The organism is Streptomyces sp. NPDC002669 (assembly GCF_042889165.1).
Taxonomy (GTDB): Bacteria; Actinomycetota; Actinomycetes; order Streptomycetales; family Streptomycetaceae; genus Streptomyces.
On record NZ_JBIAQQ010000005.1, the window covers coordinates 1 to 20,811 of the forward strand.

The window sequence follows — 20,811 nt, forward strand, 5'->3', positions numbered from 1 at the left end:
CGTCGCCGACCGCCACCACCTCGACCCGGTCGCCCCGGGCCACCAGGGCGACGGGGCCCGGCGGCGCGCCCGGGGCGGGGGGGGTGTGCAGTAGATAGCGGAGATACAACATAGGTCCCCCCTATAGCTCGTGGCTCAGGTAGACAGGGCCGCCCCCGGGCGGGGGGGCGGGGGCCCCCCCCCCCGGGGGGGGCCCCGCCGGGCGGGGGGGGGGGGGGGGGGGCCCCCCCCCCCCCCCCCGACGGCGTCAGCCGGGAGGAACCGGCCCCACGCGCGGCCGGGGAGGAACCGGCCTCACGCGCCCTCCTTCAGCACGCGGGAGACCAGCGCCCGCTGCGCGTCGGTCAGCTTCGGGTCCGCGCAGTGGACCGTACGGTCGCCGACCGTGATCCGGTACCGGAAGCCGTCCGGCACGCCGTCGGGCGGGGCGTCGTGGCCCGAGGCGAGGGCCGACTCGGCCAGTGCCTCCCACTCCCGCGCGTCGGTCAGTCCGGCGGTGTCGACCTCGCGTCGCCGCGCGACACCGGTGAAACCGCCGGTCCTGCTCACCTGAATCCGCATGTGCTGTGTCCTTCGTCGCCGGGCGGGGCCGCGCGGGCCGGATCGCCCTACGCGGTCGGGACGCCCACCTCCGACCACGCCTTCAGGACGGCCTCGGTCTCGTCGCCCTCCCCGAAGCGGCTGCGGGCCGCGGCGACCGTCAGCCGGGCGAAGTCCGCGAAGTCGGCGTCCACGGCCAGTTGACCACCTGTGAGCACATCGAACCAGAGCTGTCCGGCGCGTTCCCACGCGTTGCCGCCGAGCGCCGTCGCCAGCAGGTAGAACGCGCGGTTCGGGATGCCGGAGTTGAGGTGCACCCCGCCGTTGTCGTCGCCGGTGTGGATGTAGTCCTCCATCGACGCCGGCTGCGGGTCCTTCCCGAGCACGTCGTCGTCGTACGCGGTGCCCGGCGCCTTCATCGAGCGCAGGGCGACGCCCTGGACGTCCGGCGCCAGCAGCTCGGCGCCGATCAGCCAGTCGGCCTGGTCGGCGCTCTGGCCCAGGGTGTACTGCTTGACCAGGGAACCGAAGACGTCGGACATCGACTCGTTGAGCGCGCCGGACTGGCCGTAGTAGCTCAGGTTGGCGGTGTACTGGGTCAGGCCGTGGGTCAGTTCGTGGGCGATCACGTCGATGGCGACGGTGAAGTCCACGAAGATCTCGCCGTCCCCGTCGCCGAAGACCATCTGCTCGCCGTCGAAGAAGGCGTTGTTGTACTTCTCGTCGTAGTGCACGGAACCGATCAGCGGCAGTCCGTTGCCGTCGATCGAACGGCGGCCGTACACCTTGAGCAGCAGTTCGAAGGTGGAGCCGAGGCCCGCGTACGCGCGGTTGACGCTGGCGTCCTGCGTCGGGTCCTCGCCCTCGCCGCGGACCTTGGTACCGGGCAGCTGGGTGCCGTTGCGGCAGTCGTAGAGCGTGCGGTCGGGCTTGTCGGACACCTCGCCGTCCGCCTCGGGGGAGGCGGGCACGGTGACGACCGTGGCCATCTGGCGCCGGGTGCGGCGGGCAGCGTCGGCCTCCAGGGTGCGGCGGGCGGGACCGGCGAGATCGGGGTTGTCGGACTGGGACAGCTTGTCGAGGAGGTGGGGCGGGACGATGGTGCAGAAGACGGGGTGGAACCCGTGCTGAGACTGAGTCGGCATACGGTCGACTGTGACACCGGGTGACGGCGATGTCACTGAAACGGCCCAGGATTGACGAAATGGAGTGATCCGTCACTGTTGGGCGTTTCCTGTCGCCGGTCCCGCATACTGATACGGGACCGACGCATCAGGAGCCTCTCGGTTAACCTCGTCGCATCATGCGTTTCGGGCTGCTTCTTCTTAGCTGCCGCGGCGAGGGCCTGTAGTCGTAGGCCGACCCCCTCCCCGCGGAGTCTTGTGTTGCAGCGACACAGTCGGCCGTCCCATCGGTTGGACCCCGAGGAGCCCTACGCCATGACCGCCGCAGATCCCGCCCAGACCACCGCCGCAGCCCCCGTCGGCCGCCCCACGCCGATCACCAACGCGACGCGGCTGCAGAAGCCCTCCGGGATGCCGATCCACAAGTACGGCGTGTACGAGGCCGTCGACATCCCCGATCGCACCTGGCCGGACAACCGGATCACCGTCGCCCCCCGCTGGCTGTCCACCGACCTGCGCGACGGCAACCAGGCCCTGATCGACCCCATGTCGCCGGCCCGCAAGCGCGAGATGTTCGACCTGCTCGTACGCATGGGCTACAAGGAGATCGAGGTCGGCTTCCCGTCCTCCGGCGAGACCGACTTCGCGTTCGTCCGCTCCATCATCGAAGAGGGCGCGATCCCCGAGGACGTGACCATCTCCGTCCTGACCCAGGCCCGCGAGGACCTGATCGAGCGGACCGTGGAGTCCCTGGTCGGCGCCCACCGCGCCACCGTGCACCTGTACAACGCCACGGCACCCACCTTCCGCCGGGTCGTCTTCCGCGGCTCGAAGGAGGACATCAAGCAGATCGCCGTGGACGGCACCCGGCTGGTCATGGAGTACGCGGAGAAGCTGCTGGGCCCGGAGACGACCTTCGGCTACCAGTACAGCCCCGAGATCTTCACCGACACCGAGCTGGACTTCGCCCTGGAGGTCTGCGAGGCCGTCTGCGACGTCTGGCAGCCGGAGGAGGGCCGCGAGATCATCCTCAACCTGCCCGCCACCGTGGAGCGTTCGACGCCCTCCACGCACGCGGACCGGTTCGAGTGGATGTCGCGCAACCTGTCGCGCCGCGAGTTCGTCTGCCTGTCCGTCCACCCGCACAACGACCGGGGCACCGCCGTCGCCGCCGCCGAGCTGGCCCTGATGGCCGGCGCGGACCGCGTCGAGGGCTGCCTGTTCGGCCAGGGCGAGCGCACCGGCAACGTCGACCTGGTGACCCTGGGCATGAACCTGTTCTCGCAGGGCGTCGACCCGCAGATCGACTTCTCGCAGATCGACGAGATCCGCCGCACCAGCGAGTACTGCAACCAGATGGAGGTCCACCCGCGCCACCCCTACGCGGGCGACCTGGTCTACACCGCCTTCTCCGGCTCCCACCAGGACGCCATCAAGAAGGGCTTCGACGCCATGGAGGCCGACGCGGCCGCCCGGGGGAAGACGGTCGACGACATCGAGTGGGCGGTGCCCTACCTGCCGATCGACCCGAAGGACGTCGGCCGCAGCTACGAGGCCGTCATCCGGGTCAACTCGCAGTCCGGCAAGGGCGGAATCGCCTACGTCCTGAAGAACGACCACAAGCTGGACCTGCCGCGCCGGATGCAGATCGAGTTCTCCCGGATCATTCAGGCCAAGACGGACGCCGAGGGCGGCGAGGTCACCCCGACGCAGATCTGGGCCACCTTCCAGGACGAGTACCTGCCGAACCCGGAGAACACCTGGGGCCGGGTGCGCATCCGCACCGGACAGGTCACGACCGGCACCGACGGCCGGGACACGATCACCGTCGAGGCGACGGTGGACGGCACGGACACCGTGCTGACCGGCACCGGCAACGGTCCGATCTCCGCCTTCTTCGAAGCGCTGCAGGCCATCGGCATCGACGTCCGCCTGCTGGACTACAGCGAGCACACCATGAGCGAGGGCGCCAGCTCCCAGGCCGCCTCGTACATCGAGTGCGCGATCGACGGAAAGGTCCTGTGGGGCATCGGCATCGACGCCAACACCACGCGTTCCTCGCTGGAGGCGGTCGTCTCCGCGGTCAACCGCGCCGCCCGCTGACCCGGTTGCTCCGGCGGCGGTGAGCCGCCCGGTCCGAACCCCGTCCACCCCTGTCCGGTGGGCGGGGTTCGGCCATCTCCGGGTGGTTGTCGCGATCGGGGTACTGACGTCACATCACGACTGTGGTTAACATCACGTTCACGCGGCAATGTTGCCGGAGGGGGCACCTCCCGTGCCCTTCGGGCCACGGGGGAGTTACGGAGGTGTTCGACGTGCGGACGGTCCTGGGACGACGTGCCATGAAGCTGCGCATCTGCGGCATCCGCACGGCCTGGGATCCCGTGGGCGACGGCGAGTTCTTCTGCCCCGGCTGCGGCGGCGACCGCAACTACCGCCGGGTCGTCGGCCGGCGCCGCTTCGCGGTCCTCGGCGTACCGGTGCTGCGGCGCGGCACCGTGGGCCCCGTCGTCGAATGCGCCGCCTGCCAGGACCGCTTCGGCACCGACACCCTCGACCACCCCACCACCACCCGGCTCTCCACCATGCTCAGGGAAGCCGTCCACACCGCCGTGCTCGGCGTCCTCACCGCGGGCGGCACCACCTCCCGCCCGGTCCTGGAGACCGCGGCGGCCATCGTGCGCGGCGCCGGATTCGACGACTGCACCGAGGAGCAGCTGCGCACCGTCGTGGAGGTCCTCGCCGCCGACATCGGCCACGGCCCCGCCCTCGACCCCACGGCCGAGGCGTGCGGCGCGGCCCTCGTCATCGAACTGCACGAGGCGTTGGGCCCCCTCGCCCCGCACCTGGCCGCCGCCGGACGCGAATCGATCCTGCTCCAGGCCGCCCGGGTCGCACTCGCCGACGGCCCCTACGGACCGGCCGAGCGCGAGGTGCTGACCACGATCGGCGGCGCGCTGCGGATCGGCGCCGAGGACACCGCCCGGCTCCTCGCCGAGGCGGCCCGCACCCCCTCCTGACGCCCCGGCCGGGCGGAGAACGGGCCGGGGAACCGTTTCCGTACCGGACAATGGACCCATGAGCTTGTTCCGGGACGACGGCGTGGTGCTGCGCACGCAGAAGCTGGGCGAGGCCGACCGGATCATCACGATCCTGACCCGCGGCCACGGCCGGGTGCGGGCCGTGGCCCGCGGGGTGCGGCGCACGAAGTCCAAGTTCGGCGCGCGGCTGGAACCCTTCTCCCACGTCGACGTGCAGTTCTTCGCCCGAGGCAGCGAACTGATCGGCCGCGGCCTGCCGCTGTGCACCCAGAGCGAGACGATCGCCCCGTACGGCGGCGGCATCGTCACCGACTACGCCCGCTACACCGCGGGCACCGCGATGCTGGAGACCGCCGAGCGGTTCACCGACCACGAGGGCGAACCCGCGGTCCAGCAGTACCTGCTGCTCGTCGGCGGACTGCGCACGCTGGCCCGCGGCGAGCACGAGCCGCACCTGGTCCTCGACGCGTTCCTGCTGCGCTCCCTCGCCGTCAACGGCTACGCCCCCAGCTTCGGGGACTGCGCGCGGTGCGGAATGCCCGGACCCAACCGGTTCTTCTCCGTCGCGGCGGGCGGCGTCATATGCGCCGACTGCCGGGTGCCCGGCAGCGTCGTACCCTCGGCTGAGGCCGTCACCCTGCTGAGCGCCCTGCTCAGCGGCGACTGGGACACGGCGGACGCGTGCGAACCGCGTCATGTCAGGGAGGGGAGCGGACTGGTGTCCGCCTATCTGCACTGGCATCTGGAGCGCGGGCTGCGCTCGCTGCGGTACGTAGAGAAGTGACACAGGCAGATCAGGCACAGGGAGCGAGACAGTTTCATGGCAGTACGCGGGATGCTCGGCGGCCGTAACCGGCGCGAATACAAGACCCCGGAGCCGCACCCGTCCGGTGCCACGCCCCCGAAGATCCCCGGCGAACTGGTGCCCAGGCACGTCGCCGTCGTGATGGACGGCAACGGCCGCTGGGCCAAGGAGCGCGGCCTGCCGCGCACCGAGGGCCACAAGGTCGGCGAGGGCGTCGTCATGGACGTCCTCAAGGGCTGCATCGAGATGGGGGTCAAGAACCTCTCGCTGTACGCGTTCTCCACCGAGAACTGGAAGCGGTCCCCGGAGGAGGTGAAGTTCCTGATGAACTTCAACCGGGACGTCATCCGCCGCCGCCGCGACGAGATGGACGAGCTGGGCATCCGGATCCGCTGGGTGGGCCGCATGCCCAAGCTGTGGAAGTCCGTCGTCCAGGAGCTCCAGGTCGCCCAGGAGCAGACCAAGGACAACGACAAAATGACGCTGTACTTCTGCGTCAACTACGGCGGCCGGGCCGAGATCGCCGACGCCGCGCAGCGCATCGCGCGGGACGTCGCGGCCGGGAAGCTGGACCCGTCCAAGGTCAACGAGAAGACCTTCGCGAAGTACATCTACTACCCGGACATGCCGGACGTCGACCTCTTCGTCCGCCCCAGCGGCGAGCAGCGCACCTCCAACTACCTGATCTGGCAGAGCGCCTACGCCGAGATGGTCTTCCAGGACGTGCTCTGGCCGGACTTCGACCGCCGCGACCTGTGGCGGGCCTGCCTGGAGTACGCCCAGCGCGACCGCCGCTTCGGCGGCGCGGTGGAGGCGCCGCAGCAGCCCGCGGGGTGAACGCGGAGGAGCCCGGGGCGCGCCGCCCCGGGCTCCTCGGCCGTGTCCGTGCCGTCACTCCCCGGCGGCCGCGCACTCCGCGCACGTACCGAAGATCTCCACGGTGTGCGCGACGTTCACGTACCCGTGCTGGGAGGCGATCGTCTCCGCCCACTGCTCCACGGCGGGACCCTCGACCTCCACGGCCTTGCCGCACATCCGGCACACCAGATGGTGGTGGTGGTCCCCGGTCGAGCAGCGGCGGTACACGGACTCGCCGTCCGTGGTGCGCAGCACGTCCACCTCGCCCGCGTCGGCGAGGGACTGGAGCGTGCGGTAGACGGTGGTCAGCCCGACGGAGTCGCCGCGGTGCTTGAGCACGTCGTGCAGCTCCTGGGCGCTGCGGAACTCGTCCACCTCGTCGAGCGCAGCGGCCACCGCCGCCCGCTGCCGGGTGGACCGGCCGCGTACCGGGGCCGCGTTCGTTCCACTGATCGGCGCCGTCGCCACAGCAGCCTCCTCGTGTCGCCCGTACCTGTGTCGGGCCATTGTGCCAGCCCTCCGGGGCCTCAGACCCGGAGATCGTCCGCGGCGGGCCGGGCGTCCGGCACCTCCGCGGCCGCCACCTCCAGGGTGCACTCCCGGCTCGCCGCGTCGTCGTGCCGGGCGCGCCTCCTGGCCAGCGGGGTCGCGAGCGCCGTCAGGGCGACGAAGACCGCGATGGCCAGCAGCACGATCGTCGCGCCGGGCGGGACGTCCTGGTAGTACGAGGTCACGGTGCCGGCCAGGGTCACCGCCGTACCGATGGCGACCGACAGCACGAACGTCACCTTGAAGGACCGGGAGATCTGCTGGGCGGCCGCGACCGGCACCACCATCAGGGCGCTGACCAGCAGCAGCCCGACGACCCGCATCGCCACGGTGACGGTCACCGCGGCGGTGACGGCGATCAGCAGGTTCAGCGCGCGCACCGGCAGTCCGGTGACCCGGGCGAACTCCTCGTCCTGGCTGACCGCGAACAGCTGCCGCCGCAGCCCCAGCGTCACCAGCAGCACGAAGGCGGCCAGCAGGCAGATCGCGGTGATGTCCTCGGGGGAGACCGTGGCCAGGGAGCCGAAGAGGTACGAGGTGAGGTTGGCGTTGGAGCCGGTGTCGGAGAGGTTGATCAGCAGCACGCCGCCCGCCATGCCGCCGTAGAACAGCATGGCCAGCGCGATGTCGCCGCGGGTGCGCCCGTACCAGCGGATCAGCTCCATCACGACGGCGCCCGCGACGGCGACGGCCGTGGCCATCCACACCGGGCTGGTGGAGAGCAGGAAGCCGAGGCCGACACCGGTCATCGCGATGTGCCCGATGCCGTCGCCCATCAGGGCCTGGCGGCGCTGGACGAGGTAGACGCCGACGGAGGGGGCGATGACGCCGACCAGTACGGCGGCGAGCAGGGCCCGCTGCATGAAGGGGGGTTCGAGGAATTCCATGATCAGCTCAGCAGTCCCGTCCGGACGGGCTCGGAGGCCGCGTGGGGGTGTACGTGGTCGTGGCCGGGCAGGGCGTGCTGGCCCAGCGCCTTCGGGGGCGGCCCGTCGTGCAGCACGCAGCCGTCGCGCAGCACGATCGCGCGGTCGATCAGCGGCTCCAGGGGGCCCAGCTCGTGCAGGACGAGCAGGACCGTGGTGCCGGCCGCGACCTGTTCGCGCAGGGTCGAGGCGAGGATCTCCTGGCTGGCCAGGTCGACGCCGGCCATCGGCTCGTCCATGATCAGCAGCTCCGGTTCGGCGGCCAGCGCCCGGGCGATCAGCACCCGCTGGTGCTGGCCGCCGGAGAGGGCGTCCACCGAGTCCCTGGCGCGGTCGGCGAGGCCGACCAGCTCGATGGCCCGGTCGACGGCGGCCCGGTCGGCCCTGCGGAGCAGACCCAGCCGGGCCCGGGACAGCCGCCCGGAGGAGACGACCTCGCGGATCGTGGCGGGGACGCCGCCGGCCGCCGTGGTGCGCTGGGGCACGTAGCCCACGCGTGCCCAGGAGCGGAAGCGGCGCAGCGGGGTGCCGAACAGTTCGACGGAGCCGCCGGTGAGCGGGACCTGGCCGATGACGGAGCGCACGGCGGTCGACTTGCCCGAGCCATTGGCGCCGAGCAGGGCGACGACCTCGCCGCGGTGGACGGTCAGGTCGATGCCGCGCAGCACCGGGCGCGCGCCGAGCGTGGCCGTGGCGCCCCGCAGGGCTATCACGGGGTCGGGCGTGGTGCTTCCGGACTCGGACATGGACGCCTCCGATGCTGCTGTGGCGGGTGTTGCGTGGGTCACTTCGCGCCGAGCGCCTTCTGGAGGGCCGCGAGGTTGGCCCGCATGACCTCGGTGTAGTCGGCGCCCTCGGACTTGTCCGTGATTCCTTCGAGCGGGTCCAGGACGTCGGTCCTCAGGCCGGTGTCCCGGGCGAGGGTCTTCGCGGTCCTGTCGCTGGCGAGCGTCTCGAAGAACACGGTGGTGGCCCTGTCCTTCTTCGCGATGGTGTGGATCTCGTCGATCCGGGCGGGGCTGGGCTCGGCCTCGGGGTCGACGCCGGCGATGCCCTCCTGGACGAGGCCGTAGCGCTCGGCGAGGTAGCCGAAGGCGGAGTGGGTGGTGATGAAGGTCTTGGTGGCGGTGTTCCGCAGCCCGTCCTCGAACGCCTTGTCCAGGCCATTGAGCTCGGTGACCAGGGTCCGGGTGTTCTTGCGGTAGTCCGCGGCGTGGTCCGGGTCGGCCTTCTCCAGGGACTTGCCGACGCCCTCGGCGACCTCGGCGTACTTCACCGGGTCCAGCCAGATGTGGGGATCGCCGCCGGCCTCGTCGCCGTGTTCGTGACCGTGGTCGTCGCCCTCGGCCCCGTGCTCGTGGTCGTGGTCGTCGGCGCCGGCCTCGGTGCCGTGCTTCTCCAGCGTGGTGAGCTTCGCGGCGTCGACGGCGTCCTTCGCCCCGGACTGCGCGATGGCGTCGTCCACGGCGGGCTGGATGCCCTTGAGGTACAGGATGTAGTCGGCGTCGGTGAGTCCGCCGATCTGCCGGGGGCTCAGCTCCAGGTCGTGCGGCTCGACGCCCGGCTTGGTCAGCGTGGTGACGGAGACGTGGTCGCCGCCTATGCGCTCGGCCAGGAACTGCATCGGATAGAACGAGGCCACCACGTCCAGTTTGTCGCCGTTCTTGCGGTCGGCGGCGTCCGAGGAGGAGCAGGCGGTGAGGGCCGTGAGGCCGAGGGCGACCGCTCCGGCGACGGCGGCGGTGGGTATGAGGCGGCTTACGTTCATGACAGTCATTTTCAACAAAACTGGAAACGATTGTCAACAAGCCCGATGAGATGACCATGTGACCGGCTGTGGTGACCGGCCGTGCCGGTACCGATTTGATCGGAGGGGCGTGCCCGCCGGTAATCTGAGGTATTCGCCCACCCGCCTCCCGAACACCACCCCCCACCGAGGCGCTTCGCGTCACCCCTGTCCGTTTTCGTCGTCGTAATGAAGAGAGCACCGTGGCCGCCGACAAGATCGACTCCATCGTCAGCCTGAGCAAGCGCCGTGGCTTCGTCTACCCCTGCAGCGAGATCTACGGAGGCCAGCGGGCCGCCTGGGACTACGGGCCGCTGGGTGTCGAGATGAAGGAGAACCTCAAGCGCCAGTGGTGGCGCTACATGGTCACCGCGCGCGAGGACGTGGTCGGCATCGACTCGTCGGTCATCCTGGCGCCCGAGGTGTGGTCCGCTTCCGGCCACGTCGCCACGTTCACCGACCCGCTGACCGAGTGCACCTCCTGCCACAAGCGCTTCCGCGCCGACCACCTGGAGGAGGCGTACGAGGAGAAGCACGGTCACGCGCCCGCGAACGGCCTGGCCGAGCTCAACTGCCCCAACTGCGGCAACAAGGGCACCTTCACCGAGCCCAAGCAGTTCTCGGGCCTGCTCTCCACCCACCTCGGCCCGACCCAGGACTCCGGCTCGGTCGCCTACCTGCGCCCCGAGACCGCCCAGGGCATCTTCACCAACTTCGGCCAGGTCCTGCAGACCTCGCGCAAGAAGCCGCCGTTCGGCATCGCCCAGATGGGCAAGTCCTTCCGCAACGAGATCACGCCGGGCAACTTCATCTTCCGCACCCGCGAGTTCGAGCAGATGGAGATGGAGTTCTTCGTCAAGCCGGGCGAGGACGAGGAGTGGCAGCAGTACTGGATGGACCAGCGCTGGAACTGGTACACGGACCTCGGCATGCGCGAGGAGAACATGCGCTGGTACGAGCACCCGAAGGAGAAGCTCTCCCACTACTCCAAGCGCACCGCCGACATCGAGTACCGCTTCCGCTTCGGCGGCAGCGAGTGGGGTGAGCTGGAGGGCGTCGCCAACCGCACGGACTACGACCTCAAGGCGCACTCCGAGGCATCGGGCACCGACCTGCTCTACTTCGACCAGGAGGCCGGCGAGCGCTGGACCCCGTACGTCATCGAGCCGGCGGCCGGTGTGGGGCGCGCGATGCTCGCCTTCCTCCTCGACGCCTACATCGAGGACGAGGCGCCCAACGCCAAGGGCGTCATGGAGAAGCGCACCGTGATGCGTCTCGACCCGCGCCTGGCGCCGGTCAAGGTCGCCGTCCTGCCGCTGTCGCGCAACCAGCAGCTGTCGCCGAAGGCCAAGGGCCTCGCGGCCGACCTGCGGAAGAACTGGAACATCGAGTTCGACGACGCGGGCGCCATCGGCCGCCGCTACCGCCGTCAGGACGAGATCGGCACCCCGTTCTGCGTCACCGTCGACTTCGACACCCTCGACGACAACGCGGTGACCGTGCGCGAGCGCGACACCATGAAGCAGGAGCGCGTCTCCCTGGACCAGATCCAGGCGTACCTCGCCGCCCGCCTCATCGGCTGCTGATCCACCGCACCACGCACGAAGCCCCGGCTCCCGTACGGAGCCGGGGCTTCGTGCGCGCCGGGCCCGCGCCCGACCGGGCGAAAAGCGGGTGCGACGACGGAGCGGGCCGGGGTACGGTGCCGCCATGTATTCGTTCTTCCAGATCTACGAGTGAGAGCGCGGCGGGTCCGCCGCCCGCCGCCCACCGGACTGAACCCAGGTCGCCCCAGACCTCACTTCGCACCATGAATGGGAGAACACCGTGGCCAAGAGCCGCAACAACCTCCTCGGCGTGGGCGGACAGCGCAAGAAGCTGTCCCGCGCCGACCAGCAGGGCGTGGGCTCCGCCCGCGTCACCGACCGCAAGGCGGCGGCCGACCAGAAGCAGGAGCTGCTGCGCAGGATGCGCGAGCGCGCGCAGGCGGACACGGCCCCCGCGTCGCCCGAGGCGCAGCCGGACACCGCGGACGCCTCCGCGCAGCCGGACGCCGCCGGTCAGGACGCGTCGGACCGGAGCTGACGCCTCCGCATCACCCGTACGACCGTGGGCCCGGATCACCTGGTGATCCGGGCCCACGCCCGTTGCCCGACGTTCCGCGCTCACACCACCCGGCGCGGCAGTCGCAGACTGAGCAGCATCGTCAGCACGACCGCGGCCAGCTGCACCAGCAGCGTCACGACCAGCGCGTCCCGCATGCCCGAGCCCGGGACCAGGGAGAGGAACAGGGTGCCGAGCGTGGCCACGCCCAGCGCCAGCGACGCCTGCTGGGTCGTCGTCATCACCCCGCCGCCCACCCCGGCCCGCGCGGCCGGTACGCCGGAGAGCACGATGCGGAAGAGGACGGGCAGCTGGAGCCCCTGCCCCAGCCCGGCGACCGCCATGCCCGGCAGCAGCCCCAGCGGCCCGAGCCCCGGCCACCGCCCCCACACCGTGAGCACGAGCACCAGCACACCCGCCGCCTGGATCAGCCCGCCGGCCGTCACGACCCGGCTGCCGTACCGCCGCACCAGCCGCGGACCGGCCAGCGACGCGGCGAAGAAGGCCGCCGCCATCGGGGCCAGCGCCAGCCCCGCCGCCGCCGGACCCAGCCGCAACCCCTGCTGGAGGGCGACCGCGATGACGAACATGAAGCCGCCGAAGCCGATCGAGAACGGCACCACCAGGGCCAGCCCGCGCCGCAGCGACTCCAGCCGCAGCAGACTCGGCGGCACCAGCGGATCCCGTCCGAGCCGGTCGGCCCGCCGCTCGACGCGGTAGAAGGCGTACGCGGAGAACGGGAACAGGGCCAGGCTGACCCAGGTCCACACCGGCCACCCGGCCGCGCGCCCCTCCGTCAGCGGGGCGAGCAGCGTCACCAGCGACGCGGTCAGCAGCAGGGTGCCCGGCACGTCGACGGGCGCGGGCCGGTCCGAGCGGGTCTCCGGCACGGCACGGGCGGCCAGCACCAGCCCCACCGCCGCCACCGGCACGTTCACCAGGAACACCGAACGCCACCCCGCGCTCTGGCCGAACACCGAGGACAGCGGCGCGGCGGCGACGAGGACCCCGCCGAGCATCTGGCCCGCGACCATGGAGAGCCCGGCGGTCGCCCCGTACAGACTCATCGCCCGTGCCCTGCGGTGCCCCGAGGTGGCCGCCTGGATGGTGGCGAGCACCTGCGGCAGCATCAGCGCGGCCGCGGCGCCCTGCGCGATCCGCGCGCCGACGAGCGTCCAGGCGTCCGGGGCGAGCCCGCAGGCGAGCGAGGTGAGGCCGAAGGCGGCGATGCCCAGCAGGAAGAGCCGGCGGCGCCCCGCCATGTCGCCGAGCCGGCCGCCGACCACGAGGAGCACGGCGTAGGCCAGGCCGTACCCCGCGACGACCAGTTCGAGCACGGCGGGACCGGCGGCCAGGTCGCGGTCGATCGTCGGCAGGGCGACGTTCACGATGAAGAAGTCGATGAGCGGCAGCGCCGCCCCGAGCAGCACGGTGAACAGCCCGAGCGCGCCGAGGACCGGCGCGGGGCGGTCGTGCCGCACCACGGCGGGGGAGGAGGCGATGCCTTGGATCCGTACGGTTGATTGACTCACGCCATCGAGCGTCGTCGTTCGCCCAGCCTGGTACCAGAGTGTCCTTATCCTGGTACCAGGAGCACCCGGTACGGCGTCGGTCCGTTCGGCACGCTGGAGGTATGACGACGATGGCACAGCACCGGCCCGGGGCACCGGGGACGCGGCCGGCCCCGGCAGGGCACGACCTCCCGCGCCCCGCGGAGCCGTCCGCGCCCGAGATCCGCCGGCACGAGCTCGCGGGCTTCCTGCGCAGCCGCCGCGAGCGGATCACCCCCGAACAGGTCGGGCTGCCCCGGGGACCGCGCAGGCGCACCCCCGGACTGCGCCGCGAGGAGGTCGCCCAGCTCTCCGCCGTGGGCGTCACCTGGTACACCTGGCTGGAACAGGCCCGCGACATCCAGGTCTCGCCGCAGGTCCTCGACGCCCTCGCCCGCGCCCTGCTGCTCGACCCCGGCGAGCGCGGTCACCTCTTCTCGCTGGCCGCGGCGGTCGACCCGTCGCCGGGCACGGAGTGCCCGAGCGTGACCCCGGCGCTGCGCCGGATGCTGGAACAGCTGGACCCCATCCCGGCCTGCGTCCAGAACAGCCGCTACGACATCCTCGCGTACAACAGGACCTACGCCCGGCTGCTCTGCGACCTGGACGCGGTCGCCCCCGAGGACCGCAACTGCATGATCCTCGCGTACACCGACCCGCAGTGGCGCTCCTCCGTCGTGGACCTCCCCGGGGTGACCCGGCTGATGGCCGCCAAGTTCCGCAGGGCGATGGCCGAGCACCTGGCCGAGCCCGCGTGGAAGGCACTCCTCCAGCGGCTGGAGCTCTCGCCGGAGTTCCGGGAGATCTGGGCACGGCACGAGGTGGTGGGCGCCGGTTCCCGGACCAAGGTCTTCCGCAACGCCCACGTCGGACTGCTCCGCCTGGAACACACCGATCTGTGGCTCGGCCCTTCGTCCGGGCCGCGCATGGTGACGTACGCCCCCGCCGACGAGGAGACGGCGCAGCGGCTGCGGCGCCTTCGGAGCCTGTCGGACGAGCTCCGGCCGGAGGGCCTCTGACCGGACGACCTCCGACCGGGCGTTCGCGCCCTGCCGGGGGCCACCCGGGAGAGGCCGTCCGGCGGACCCTCAGGACCTGGAGTCCGCCGAGGTCAGCCCCCCGGCCGGGGCGGACTTCGGCTCCAGTCGCTCCGCGGTCCGCCGGGCCGTCTCCCGCGCCCAGCGCCCGCTGGTCAGCGCCCCCACCAGCAGCACGCACAGCCCGCACCCGCCGATGATCCACCAGGCGGGCCTGCTCGCCTCCGCGAAGGCGGCGGCGTACGCGGCGCCGCGCGGCGACCCGGTGCCCGCCACCCCCGCCGCCAGCACCGCGCCGATCACGGCGACCCCGAGCGTCCCGCCGATCTGCCGGCTGGTCGAGGCGACCGCGGCCGCCACCCCGGCCTGCGCGCGCGGCATCCCGGAGACGGCGGTGTTGGTGATCGGCGCGTTCACCATGCCGAAGCCGAGCCCGAACAGCACGAAGCCGGTGAACAGCAGGGCGTCGTCCGTCTCCGCGTCGAGCGCGGCGAACAGCACCCCGCACGCCGTCATGGCCACGCCCGCCACGAGCAGCGGAAGCCGGGGCCCGCGGCTGCCGACGAGCCGCCCCGAGAGCGGCGCGCAGACGAAGGTGAGGGCCGCCATCGGCAGCATGTACAGACCGGCGTGCAGGGCGCTCAGCCCGCGCACGTTCTGCAGGTACAGGGTGTTGAGGAAGAGGAACCCGCTCAGCGCGGCGAACGAGCAGACCGCGATGGCGGTGGCGCCGCTGAACGGGGCGCTGTGGAAGAACCGCAGGTCGATGAGGGGGTCGGCGCGGCGGGGCTCGTACAGCAGCAGTCCGGCGAGCGAGCCCGCGGCGAGCGCGGCGAAGACCAGGATGCGGGCCGAGGTCCAGCCCGCCGAGGGCGCCTCGATGATCGCGTACGTCAGCGAGCCGAGCAGCCCGATCACCAGCAGTTGTCCCACCGGGTCGGGGCGGCGCGGCCGCGGGGCGCGGGACTCGGGGACGTAGCGCCAGGTGAGCAGGAACGCGACGATCCCGACCGGCAGATTGACCCAGAAGATCGACCGCCAGCCGACCGAGTCCACCAGCAGACCGCCGACGATGGGCCCGGCGGCCATGGAGATGCCGACGACACCGCCCCACACCCCGATGGCGCGGGCCCGCTCGCGCGGGTCGGTGAAGGTGTTGGTGATGATCGACATCGCGACGGGGTTGAGCATCGAGCCGCCCACCGCCTGCACCATCCGGAAGGCCACCAGCGACTCCAGGTTCGGCGCCAGCGAGCAGAGCAGCGAACCGAGGGTGAACAGGACGAGCCCGGCCTGGAAGACCTTCCGGCGTCCGATCCGGTCGGCGGTGGAGCCCGCGAGCATCAGCAGCGAGGCCAGGACGAGGGTGTAGGCGTCGATCGTCCACTGCATGCCCGCGACGGTGGCGTGCAGCTCTTTCTGCATGGCGGGCAGGGCGACATTGAGCACGGTGTTGTCGAGGCTGACGATCAGCAGGCTCATGCAGCAGATCGCCAGTACCAACTGCCGTCGGCGGGGGCTCAGCTCAGGCATACATGGATAGTACGTTTAACTAACGAACTCCGCCGGTGGGCCGCGTCGCCCGGTACGCGACAATGGAGCAATGACCACGCTCGCCCCCTCGCTCCCGCAGCTCCAAATCGGCCCGCACACGGTGCAGCCGCCCGTGGTGCTGGCCCCCATGGCCGGCATCACCAACGCCCCCTTCCGCACCCTGTGCCGGGAGTTCTCCGGCGGCAAGGGGCTGTTCGTCAGTGAGATGATCACCACGCGGGCGCTGGTCGAGCGCAACGAGAAGACCATGCAGCTCATCCACTTCGACGCGAGCGAGACCCCGCGCTCGATCCAGCTGTACGGAGTGGACCCGGTCACCGTCGGCAAGGCCGTCCGGATGATCGTCGACGAGGACCTCGCCGACCACATCGACCTGAACTTCGGCTGCCCGGTCCCCAAGGTGACCCGCAAGGGCGGCGGATCGGCCCTCCCGTACAAGCGGCCGCTGCTGCGCGCGATCCTCGGCGAGGCGGTCTCCAACGCGGGCGACCTGCCGGTCACCATCAAGATGCGCAAGGGCATCGACGACGACCACACCACCTACCTGGACGCGGGCCGGATCGCGGTCGAGGAAGGCGTCACGGCCGTCGCCCTGCACGGCAGGACGGCCGCCCAGCACTACGGCGGGACCGCCGACTGGGACGCCATCGCCCGGCTCAAGGAGCACGTCCCGGAGATCCCCGTCCTCGGCAACGGCGACATCTGGTGCGCGGACGACGCGCTGCGGATGATGCGCGAGACCGGCTGCGACGGCGTGGTCGTGGGGCGCGGCTGCCTGGGCCGGCCCTGGCTCTTCGGCGACCTGGTGAACGCCTTCGAGGGCACGGGGAAGCGCGAGGCGCCGGGGCTGCGCGAGGTCGCCGACGTCATGGTGCGGCACGCGACGCTGCTCGGCGAGTGGATCGGCGACGAGACGCGGGGTGTGATCGACTTCCGCAAGCACGTCGCCTGGTACCTCAAGGGCTTCTCGGTCGGCTCCGAGATGCGCAAGAAACTCGCGATCACCTCCTCGCTGGAGGAGCTGGCCGGACAGCTCGCGGAGCTGGACCTGGACCAGTCGTGGCCGGACGGCGCGGACGGGCCGCGCGGGCGCACCTCGGGCAACAACCGCGTGGTGCTGCCGGACGGCTGGCTGAAGGACCCGTACGACTGCGCGGGCGTCAGCCCGGACGCGGAGCTGGACACCTCGGGCGGCTGAGGGCGGCTGAGGGCGGCCGAGGGTTGCCGAGGGCGAGCGAGGGCGGCCGGGAGCGGGGTCCGGGGAGGGTTCCCGGGCCCCGCTTCCCGTTCCGAGCATTCTCCGGGCCTTCCCGGGCCTTCCCGGGCCTTCTCCGGACCCGTTCCGACCCTTCCCGGGCCTTCTCCGGGCTCTCCCCGGGCCTTCTCCCGTCCCTCTGGGCACGCGGCGCCATGGGCACCGCGTGCCTCTTCTTTTGCCTCGCTCATCTGAGCGCTTCATCCGGCCGGATTCGGCAATGGTTCGGTCGGGGCGCGCCTCGAACTCATCGGGAACGGGCATCATGCTCCGGCTCGTCTCACGCTCGGCTCACTCCTGATGATCACTAAGTGATATCCACTCGCCGATCAGGCGTCCGGATGGTGACATCTGAGCATCGCCCGTAGAGTGATTCTCGCCACCCTGAGAACTTCATCGCTCAGATGAGCGCAATTTCGAGAGCTGCATTTCTCAAATGATGGCACTGGGTGCCAGAAGGTCTCACTTTGATCGATCGACGATTCCGTTGCGCAACGTCACTGAAATGGGGGAAATCGATGGCGTTGGGTGTTCATGTGTTCAGAAGTTGAATGCATGGAGCGGATCGGGAGGAAGATCGCGTTACTTTCGATCTGCTGGCGGACGGGTGGTTGAGACCTCATGACGCGCAAGTGGACGTACCCAGGAACCTTCGATCTGGGTATGTTCCTCGCCGTCAGGGCAGCCACCGCGTCCTCGAGGAGTCGAGACCCGTGTCGGAAAACAAAGATCCCCAGGTAACCACCCCGGAGACCCAGGGCCAGAAGTTCGTCTACGACTTCACCGAGGGCAACAAGGATCTGAAGGATCTCCTCGGCGGCAAGGGCGCGAACCTCGCCGAGATGACCAACCTCGGTCTCCCCGTCCCTCCGGGCTTCACCATCACCACCGAGGCGTGCAAGGTCTACCTGGAGAGCGGCGCGGAGCCGGCGGAGCTGCGCGACGAGGTCAGTGCGCACCTCGACGCCCTTGAGACGCGGATGGGCAAGAAGCTCGGCCAGGCCGACGACCCGCTGCTGGTCTCGGTCCGCTCCGGCGCGAAGTTCTCGATGCCCGGCATGATGGACACGGTCCTCAACATCGGCCTCTCGGACGAGTCCGTGGCCGGTCTCGCCACGCAGGCCGGCGACGAGCGGTTCGCCTGGGACTCCTACCGCCGGCTCATCCAGATGTTCGGCAAGACCGTCCTCGGCGTCGACGGCGAACTCTTCGAGGAGGCGCTGGAGGCGGCGAAGGAGGCCAAGGGCGTCACGGTCGACGTCGACCTGGACGCGGCCGACCTCAAGAAGCTGGTCGGGCAGTTCAAGAAGATCGTCGTGCGGGACGCCGGGCGCGACTTCCCGCAGGACCCGCGCGAGCAGATGGACCTGGCCATAAAGGCGGTCTTCGACTCGTGGAACACCGACCGGGCCAAGCTCTACCGCCGTCAGGAGCGCATCCCCGGCGACCTCGGCACCGCCGTCAACGTCTGCTCGATGGTCTTCGGCAACCTCGGCCCCGACTCCGGCACCGGCGTCGCCTTCACCCGTGACCCGGCCAGCGGCCACCAGGGCGTCTACGGCGACTACCTGCAGAACGCGCAGGGCGAGGACGTCGTCGCCGGCATCCGCAACACCATGCCGCTCGCCGAGCTGGAGTCGATCGACAAGAAGTCGTACGACCAGCTGATGCAGATCATGGAAACCCTCGAAACGCACTACAAGGACCTGTGCGACATCGAGTTCACCATCGAGCGCGGCCGGCTGTGGATGCTCCAGACCCGGGTCGGCAAGCGCACCGCCGGTGCCGCCTTCCGGATCGCCACCCAGCTCGTCGACCAGGGCCTGATCGACGAGGCCGAGGCGCTCCAGCGGGTGAACGGGGCGCAGCTGGCGCAGCTGATGTTCCCGCGCTTCGACGACGAGGGAGCCGCCGGCGGGAAGGGGCCGGAGCTGCTGGGCCGGGGCATCGCCGCCTCGCCGGGCGCCGCCGTCGGCAAGGCCGTCTTCGACTCGTACACCGCGGTCAAGTGGTCCCGCTCCGGCGAGAAGGTCATCCTGATCCGCCGCGAGACCAACCCCGACGACCTCGACGGCATGATCGCGGCCGAGGGCATCCTGACCTCGCGCGGCGGCAAGACCTCGCACGCCGCCGTCGTGGCGCGCGGCATGGGCAAGACCTGTGTCTGCGGCGCCGAGGACCTGGAGGTCGACACCAAGCGCCGCCGGATGACGGTGGGCGGCCGGGTCATCGAGGAGGGCGACGTCGTCTCCATCGACGGCTCCACCGGCAAGGTGTACCTCGGTGAGGTCCCCGTCGTGCCGTCCCCGGTCGTCGAGTACTTCGAGGGCCGGATGCACGCGGGCGCCGACGACGCCGACGAACTGGTCGCCGCCGTGCACCGGATCATGGCGTACGCGGACCGGGTGCGCCGGCTGCGGGTGCGGGCCAACGCCGACAACGCCGAGGACGCGCTGCGGGCCCGCCGCTTCGGCGCCCAGGGCATCGGCCTGTGCCGCACCGAGCACATGTTCCTCGGCGAGCGCCGCGAGATGGTCGAGAAGCTGATCCTCGCGGACACCGACGTCGAGCGCGAGGCGGCGCTGGACGAACTGCTCCCGCTCCAGAAGGCCGACTTCATCGAGCTGTTCGAGGCGATGGACGGACTGCCCGTCACCGTGCGGCTGCTCGACCCGCCGCTGCACGAGTTCCTGCCGGACATCACGGAGCTGTCGGTGCGCGTCGCGCTCGCCGAGTCCCGCAAGGACGCCAACGAGAACGACCTGCGCCTGCTCCAGGCCGTGCACAAGCTGCACGAGCAGAACCCGATGCTGGGCCTGCGCGGCGTGCGCCTCGGTCTGGTCATCCCGGGCCTGTTCGCCATGCAGGTGCGGGCGATCGCCGAGGCCGCGGCCGAGCGGAAGAACGCCAAGGGCGACCCGCGCGCCGAGATCATGATCCCGCTCGTCGGCACGGTCCAGGAGCTGGAGATCGTCCGCGAGGAGGCCGACCAGGTCATCGCCGAGGTCGAGGCCGCCACCGGCACCCGGCTGAAGCTCACCATCGGCACGATGATCGAGCTGCCGCGCGCCGCGCTGACCGCCGGTCAGATCGCCGAGGCCGCGCAGTTCTTCTCCTTCGGCACGAACGACCTGACCCAGACGGTGTGGGGCTTCTCCCGCGACGACGTGGAGGCGTCGTTCTTCACCGCGTACCTGGAGAAGGGCATCTTCGGGGTGTCGCCGTTCGAGACGATCGACAAGGACGGCGTCGGATCGCTGGTCCGCAGCGCCGTCGAGGCCGGCCGGGCCACCCGCCCGGACCTGAAGCTCGGAGTCTGCGGCGAGCACGGCGGCGACCCGGAGTCGGTGCACTTCTTCCACGAGGTGGGACTGGACTACGTGTCCTGCTCCCCGTTCCGCATCCCCGTCGCCCGTCTTGAGGCGGGCCGGGCGGCGGCGGAATCGCAGGGCAGCGACAGCCGCTGACCCGACACCGCGGTCCCTGACCCGGAGCCGCCGCCGGAACCCACCCTCACCGGTCCGGCGGCGGTTCCGGAACCCCGGAGGCGGCGACACCCTGTGCGGGGGTGTCGCCGCCTCGCTTTGTTCCGGGGCAATGTCTGTTCGACGGTCGGCCTTTTCTCCGCCCATTCACGAGGTTCGGCCAATCGCCGGTTCGGTCAATCAGCGGTTCGTTCAATA

17 protein-coding genes are annotated in these 20,811 nt (G+C 71.0%); 9 read left to right on the forward strand and 8 right to left on the reverse strand.

The window, feature by feature from the left end; translation table 11 throughout:
- Window positions 1–294 precede the first annotated feature (294 nt).
- Together ACFYW1_RS09040 and ACFYW1_RS09045 are read right to left on the reverse strand one after the other, a co-directional pair.
- The gene (locus ACFYW1_RS09040; RefSeq protein WP_388989342.1) at window positions 295–561 is read right to left on the reverse strand and encodes a protealysin inhibitor emfourin; all 267 of its coding nucleotides are present in this window, start codon (window positions 559–561) and stop codon (window positions 295–297) included.
- 47 nt (window positions 562–608) lie between these two features.
- On the reverse strand, window positions 609–1,685 hold the full coding sequence (locus ACFYW1_RS09045; RefSeq protein WP_388989345.1) for a M4 family metallopeptidase: 1,077 nt from the start codon (window positions 1,683–1,685) through the stop codon (window positions 609–611).
- Window positions 1,686–1,979: 294 nt separating this feature from the next.
- Here ACFYW1_RS09045 and leuA point away from each other — a divergent pair, with 294 nt between their 5' ends.
- The 4 genes from leuA to ACFYW1_RS09065 all read left to right on the forward strand — a co-directional run bounded on the left by leuA (window position 1,980) and on the right by ACFYW1_RS09065 (window position 6,347).
- A complete protein-coding gene (leuA, locus tag ACFYW1_RS09050) occupies window positions 1,980–3,767 on the forward strand; it encodes a 2-isopropylmalate synthase (protein ID WP_388989348.1) in 1,788 nt (595 codons plus the stop codon).
- Window positions 3,768–4,006: 239 nt separating this feature from the next.
- Window positions 4,007–4,684, forward strand: coding sequence for a TerB family tellurite resistance protein (locus ACFYW1_RS09055; protein WP_388990138.1), 678 nt, complete (start codon window positions 4,007–4,009; stop codon window positions 4,682–4,684).
- A gap of 58 nt (window positions 4,685–4,742) precedes the next feature.
- Entirely contained in the window at window positions 4,743–5,489 is a 747-nt protein-coding gene (gene recO / locus ACFYW1_RS09060; protein WP_148835028.1) for a DNA repair protein RecO, read from the forward strand.
- A 36-nt stretch (window positions 5,490–5,525) separates the two neighbouring features.
- Window positions 5,526–6,347 carry an isoprenyl transferase gene (locus ACFYW1_RS09065; protein WP_388989352.1) on the forward strand — a complete coding sequence of 274 codons (822 nt, stop codon included), beginning with the start codon at window positions 5,526–5,528 and terminating at the stop codon, window positions 6,345–6,347.
- 54 nt (window positions 6,348–6,401) lie between these two features.
- On the opposite strand, the gene ACFYW1_RS09070 is transcribed toward ACFYW1_RS09065, so the two are convergent.
- Genes ACFYW1_RS09070 through ACFYW1_RS09085 form a run of 4 tightly spaced genes read right to left on the reverse strand, consistent with a single transcriptional unit; the run spans window position 6,402 to window position 9,611 of the window.
- A complete protein-coding gene (locus ACFYW1_RS09070) occupies window positions 6,402–6,836 on the reverse strand; it encodes a Fur family transcriptional regulator (RefSeq protein ID WP_388989355.1) in 435 nt (144 codons plus the stop codon).
- Between the two features lie 59 nt (window positions 6,837–6,895).
- Window positions 6,896–7,804: a metal ABC transporter permease gene (locus ACFYW1_RS09075; RefSeq protein WP_388989358.1), complete on the reverse strand. Its 909-nt coding sequence runs from the start codon at window positions 7,802–7,804 to the stop codon at window positions 6,896–6,898.
- 2 nt (window positions 7,805–7,806) lie between these two features.
- A complete protein-coding gene (locus ACFYW1_RS09080) occupies window positions 7,807–8,589 on the reverse strand; it encodes a metal ABC transporter ATP-binding protein (RefSeq protein WP_388989361.1) in 783 nt (260 codons plus the stop codon).
- 38 nt (window positions 8,590–8,627) lie between these two features.
- Window positions 8,628–9,611: a metal ABC transporter substrate-binding protein gene (locus ACFYW1_RS09085; RefSeq protein ID WP_388989364.1), complete on the reverse strand. Its 984-nt coding sequence runs from the start codon at window positions 9,609–9,611 to the stop codon at window positions 8,628–8,630.
- 221 nt (window positions 9,612–9,832) lie between these two features.
- Here ACFYW1_RS09085 and ACFYW1_RS09090 point away from each other — a divergent pair, with 221 nt between their 5' ends.
- Window positions 9,833–11,215 (forward strand): glycine--tRNA ligase, encoded by a 1,383-nt coding sequence (locus ACFYW1_RS09090; protein WP_356931357.1) that lies wholly within the window; start codon window positions 9,833–9,835, stop codon window positions 11,213–11,215.
- Between the two features lie 241 nt (window positions 11,216–11,456).
- Entirely contained in the window at window positions 11,457–11,714 is a 258-nt protein-coding gene (locus ACFYW1_RS09095; RefSeq protein WP_388989368.1) for a DUF6243 family protein, read from the forward strand.
- A gap of 80 nt (window positions 11,715–11,794) precedes the next feature.
- Here the strand turns inward: ACFYW1_RS09095 and ACFYW1_RS09100 are convergent, their stop codons facing one another.
- Window positions 11,795–13,216, reverse strand: a complete 1,422-nt coding sequence (locus tag ACFYW1_RS09100) for an MFS transporter (protein WP_388990140.1) — start codon at window positions 13,214–13,216, stop codon at window positions 11,795–11,797.
- Window positions 13,217–13,365: 149 nt separating this feature from the next.
- Here ACFYW1_RS09100 and ACFYW1_RS09105 point away from each other — a divergent pair, with 149 nt between their 5' ends.
- Entirely contained in the window at window positions 13,366–14,301 is a 936-nt protein-coding gene (locus ACFYW1_RS09105; protein ID WP_388989371.1) for a helix-turn-helix transcriptional regulator, read from the forward strand.
- A gap of 69 nt (window positions 14,302–14,370) precedes the next feature.
- On the opposite strand, the gene ACFYW1_RS09110 is transcribed toward ACFYW1_RS09105, so the two are convergent.
- The gene (locus ACFYW1_RS09110) at window positions 14,371–15,852 is read right to left on the reverse strand and encodes an MFS transporter (RefSeq protein WP_388989374.1); all 1,482 of its coding nucleotides are present in this window, start codon (window positions 15,850–15,852) and stop codon (window positions 14,371–14,373) included.
- A gap of 70 nt (window positions 15,853–15,922) precedes the next feature.
- On the opposite strand from ACFYW1_RS09110, the gene dusB reads away from it, so the two are divergent.
- Both dusB and ppdK read left to right on the forward strand, forming a co-directional pair.
- Window positions 15,923–17,071: a tRNA dihydrouridine synthase DusB gene (dusB, locus tag ACFYW1_RS09115; RefSeq protein ID WP_388989377.1), complete on the forward strand. Its 1,149-nt coding sequence runs from the start codon at window positions 15,923–15,925 to the stop codon at window positions 17,069–17,071.
- A gap of 770 nt (window positions 17,072–17,841) precedes the next feature.
- Complete coding sequence (gene ppdK / locus ACFYW1_RS09120; protein WP_388989380.1) at window positions 17,842–20,595, forward strand: pyruvate, phosphate dikinase; 2,754 nt, start codon at window positions 17,842–17,844, stop codon at window positions 20,593–20,595.
- Window positions 20,596–20,811 lie beyond the last annotated feature (216 nt).

What these genes read in the sequence shown, in the direction of transcription:
- ACFYW1_RS09040 (WP_388989342.1), bottom strand. Translation starts at nt 561, where the DNA reads ATGCGGATTCAGGTGAGCAGGACCGGCGGTTTCACCGGTGTCGCGCGG.
- ACFYW1_RS09045 (WP_388989345.1), bottom strand. Translation starts at nt 1,685, where the DNA reads ATGCCGACTCAGTCTCAGCACGGGTTCCACCCCGTCTTCTGCACCATC.
- leuA (WP_388989348.1), top strand. Translation starts at nt 1,980, where the DNA reads ATGACCGCCGCAGATCCCGCCCAGACCACCGCCGCAGCCCCCGTCGGC.
- ACFYW1_RS09055 (WP_388990138.1), top strand. Translation starts at nt 4,007, where the DNA reads ATGAAGCTGCGCATCTGCGGCATCCGCACGGCCTGGGATCCCGTGGGC.
- recO (WP_148835028.1), top strand. Translation starts at nt 4,743, where the DNA reads ATGAGCTTGTTCCGGGACGACGGCGTGGTGCTGCGCACGCAGAAGCTG.
- ACFYW1_RS09065 (WP_388989352.1), top strand. Translation starts at nt 5,526, where the DNA reads ATGGCAGTACGCGGGATGCTCGGCGGCCGTAACCGGCGCGAATACAAG.
- ACFYW1_RS09075 (WP_388989358.1), bottom strand. Translation starts at nt 7,804, where the DNA reads ATGGAATTCCTCGAACCCCCCTTCATGCAGCGGGCCCTGCTCGCCGCC.
- ACFYW1_RS09080 (WP_388989361.1), bottom strand. Translation starts at nt 8,589, where the DNA reads ATGTCCGAGTCCGGAAGCACCACGCCCGACCCCGTGATAGCCCTGCGG.
- ACFYW1_RS09085 (WP_388989364.1), bottom strand. Translation starts at nt 9,611, where the DNA reads ATGAACGTAAGCCGCCTCATACCCACCGCCGCCGTCGCCGGAGCGGTC.
- ACFYW1_RS09105 (WP_388989371.1), top strand. Translation starts at nt 13,366, where the DNA reads ATGACGACGATGGCACAGCACCGGCCCGGGGCACCGGGGACGCGGCCG.
- ACFYW1_RS09110 (WP_388989374.1), bottom strand. Translation starts at nt 15,852, where the DNA reads ATGCCTGAGCTGAGCCCCCGCCGACGGCAGTTGGTACTGGCGATCTGC.
- dusB (WP_388989377.1), top strand. Translation starts at nt 15,923, where the DNA reads ATGACCACGCTCGCCCCCTCGCTCCCGCAGCTCCAAATCGGCCCGCAC.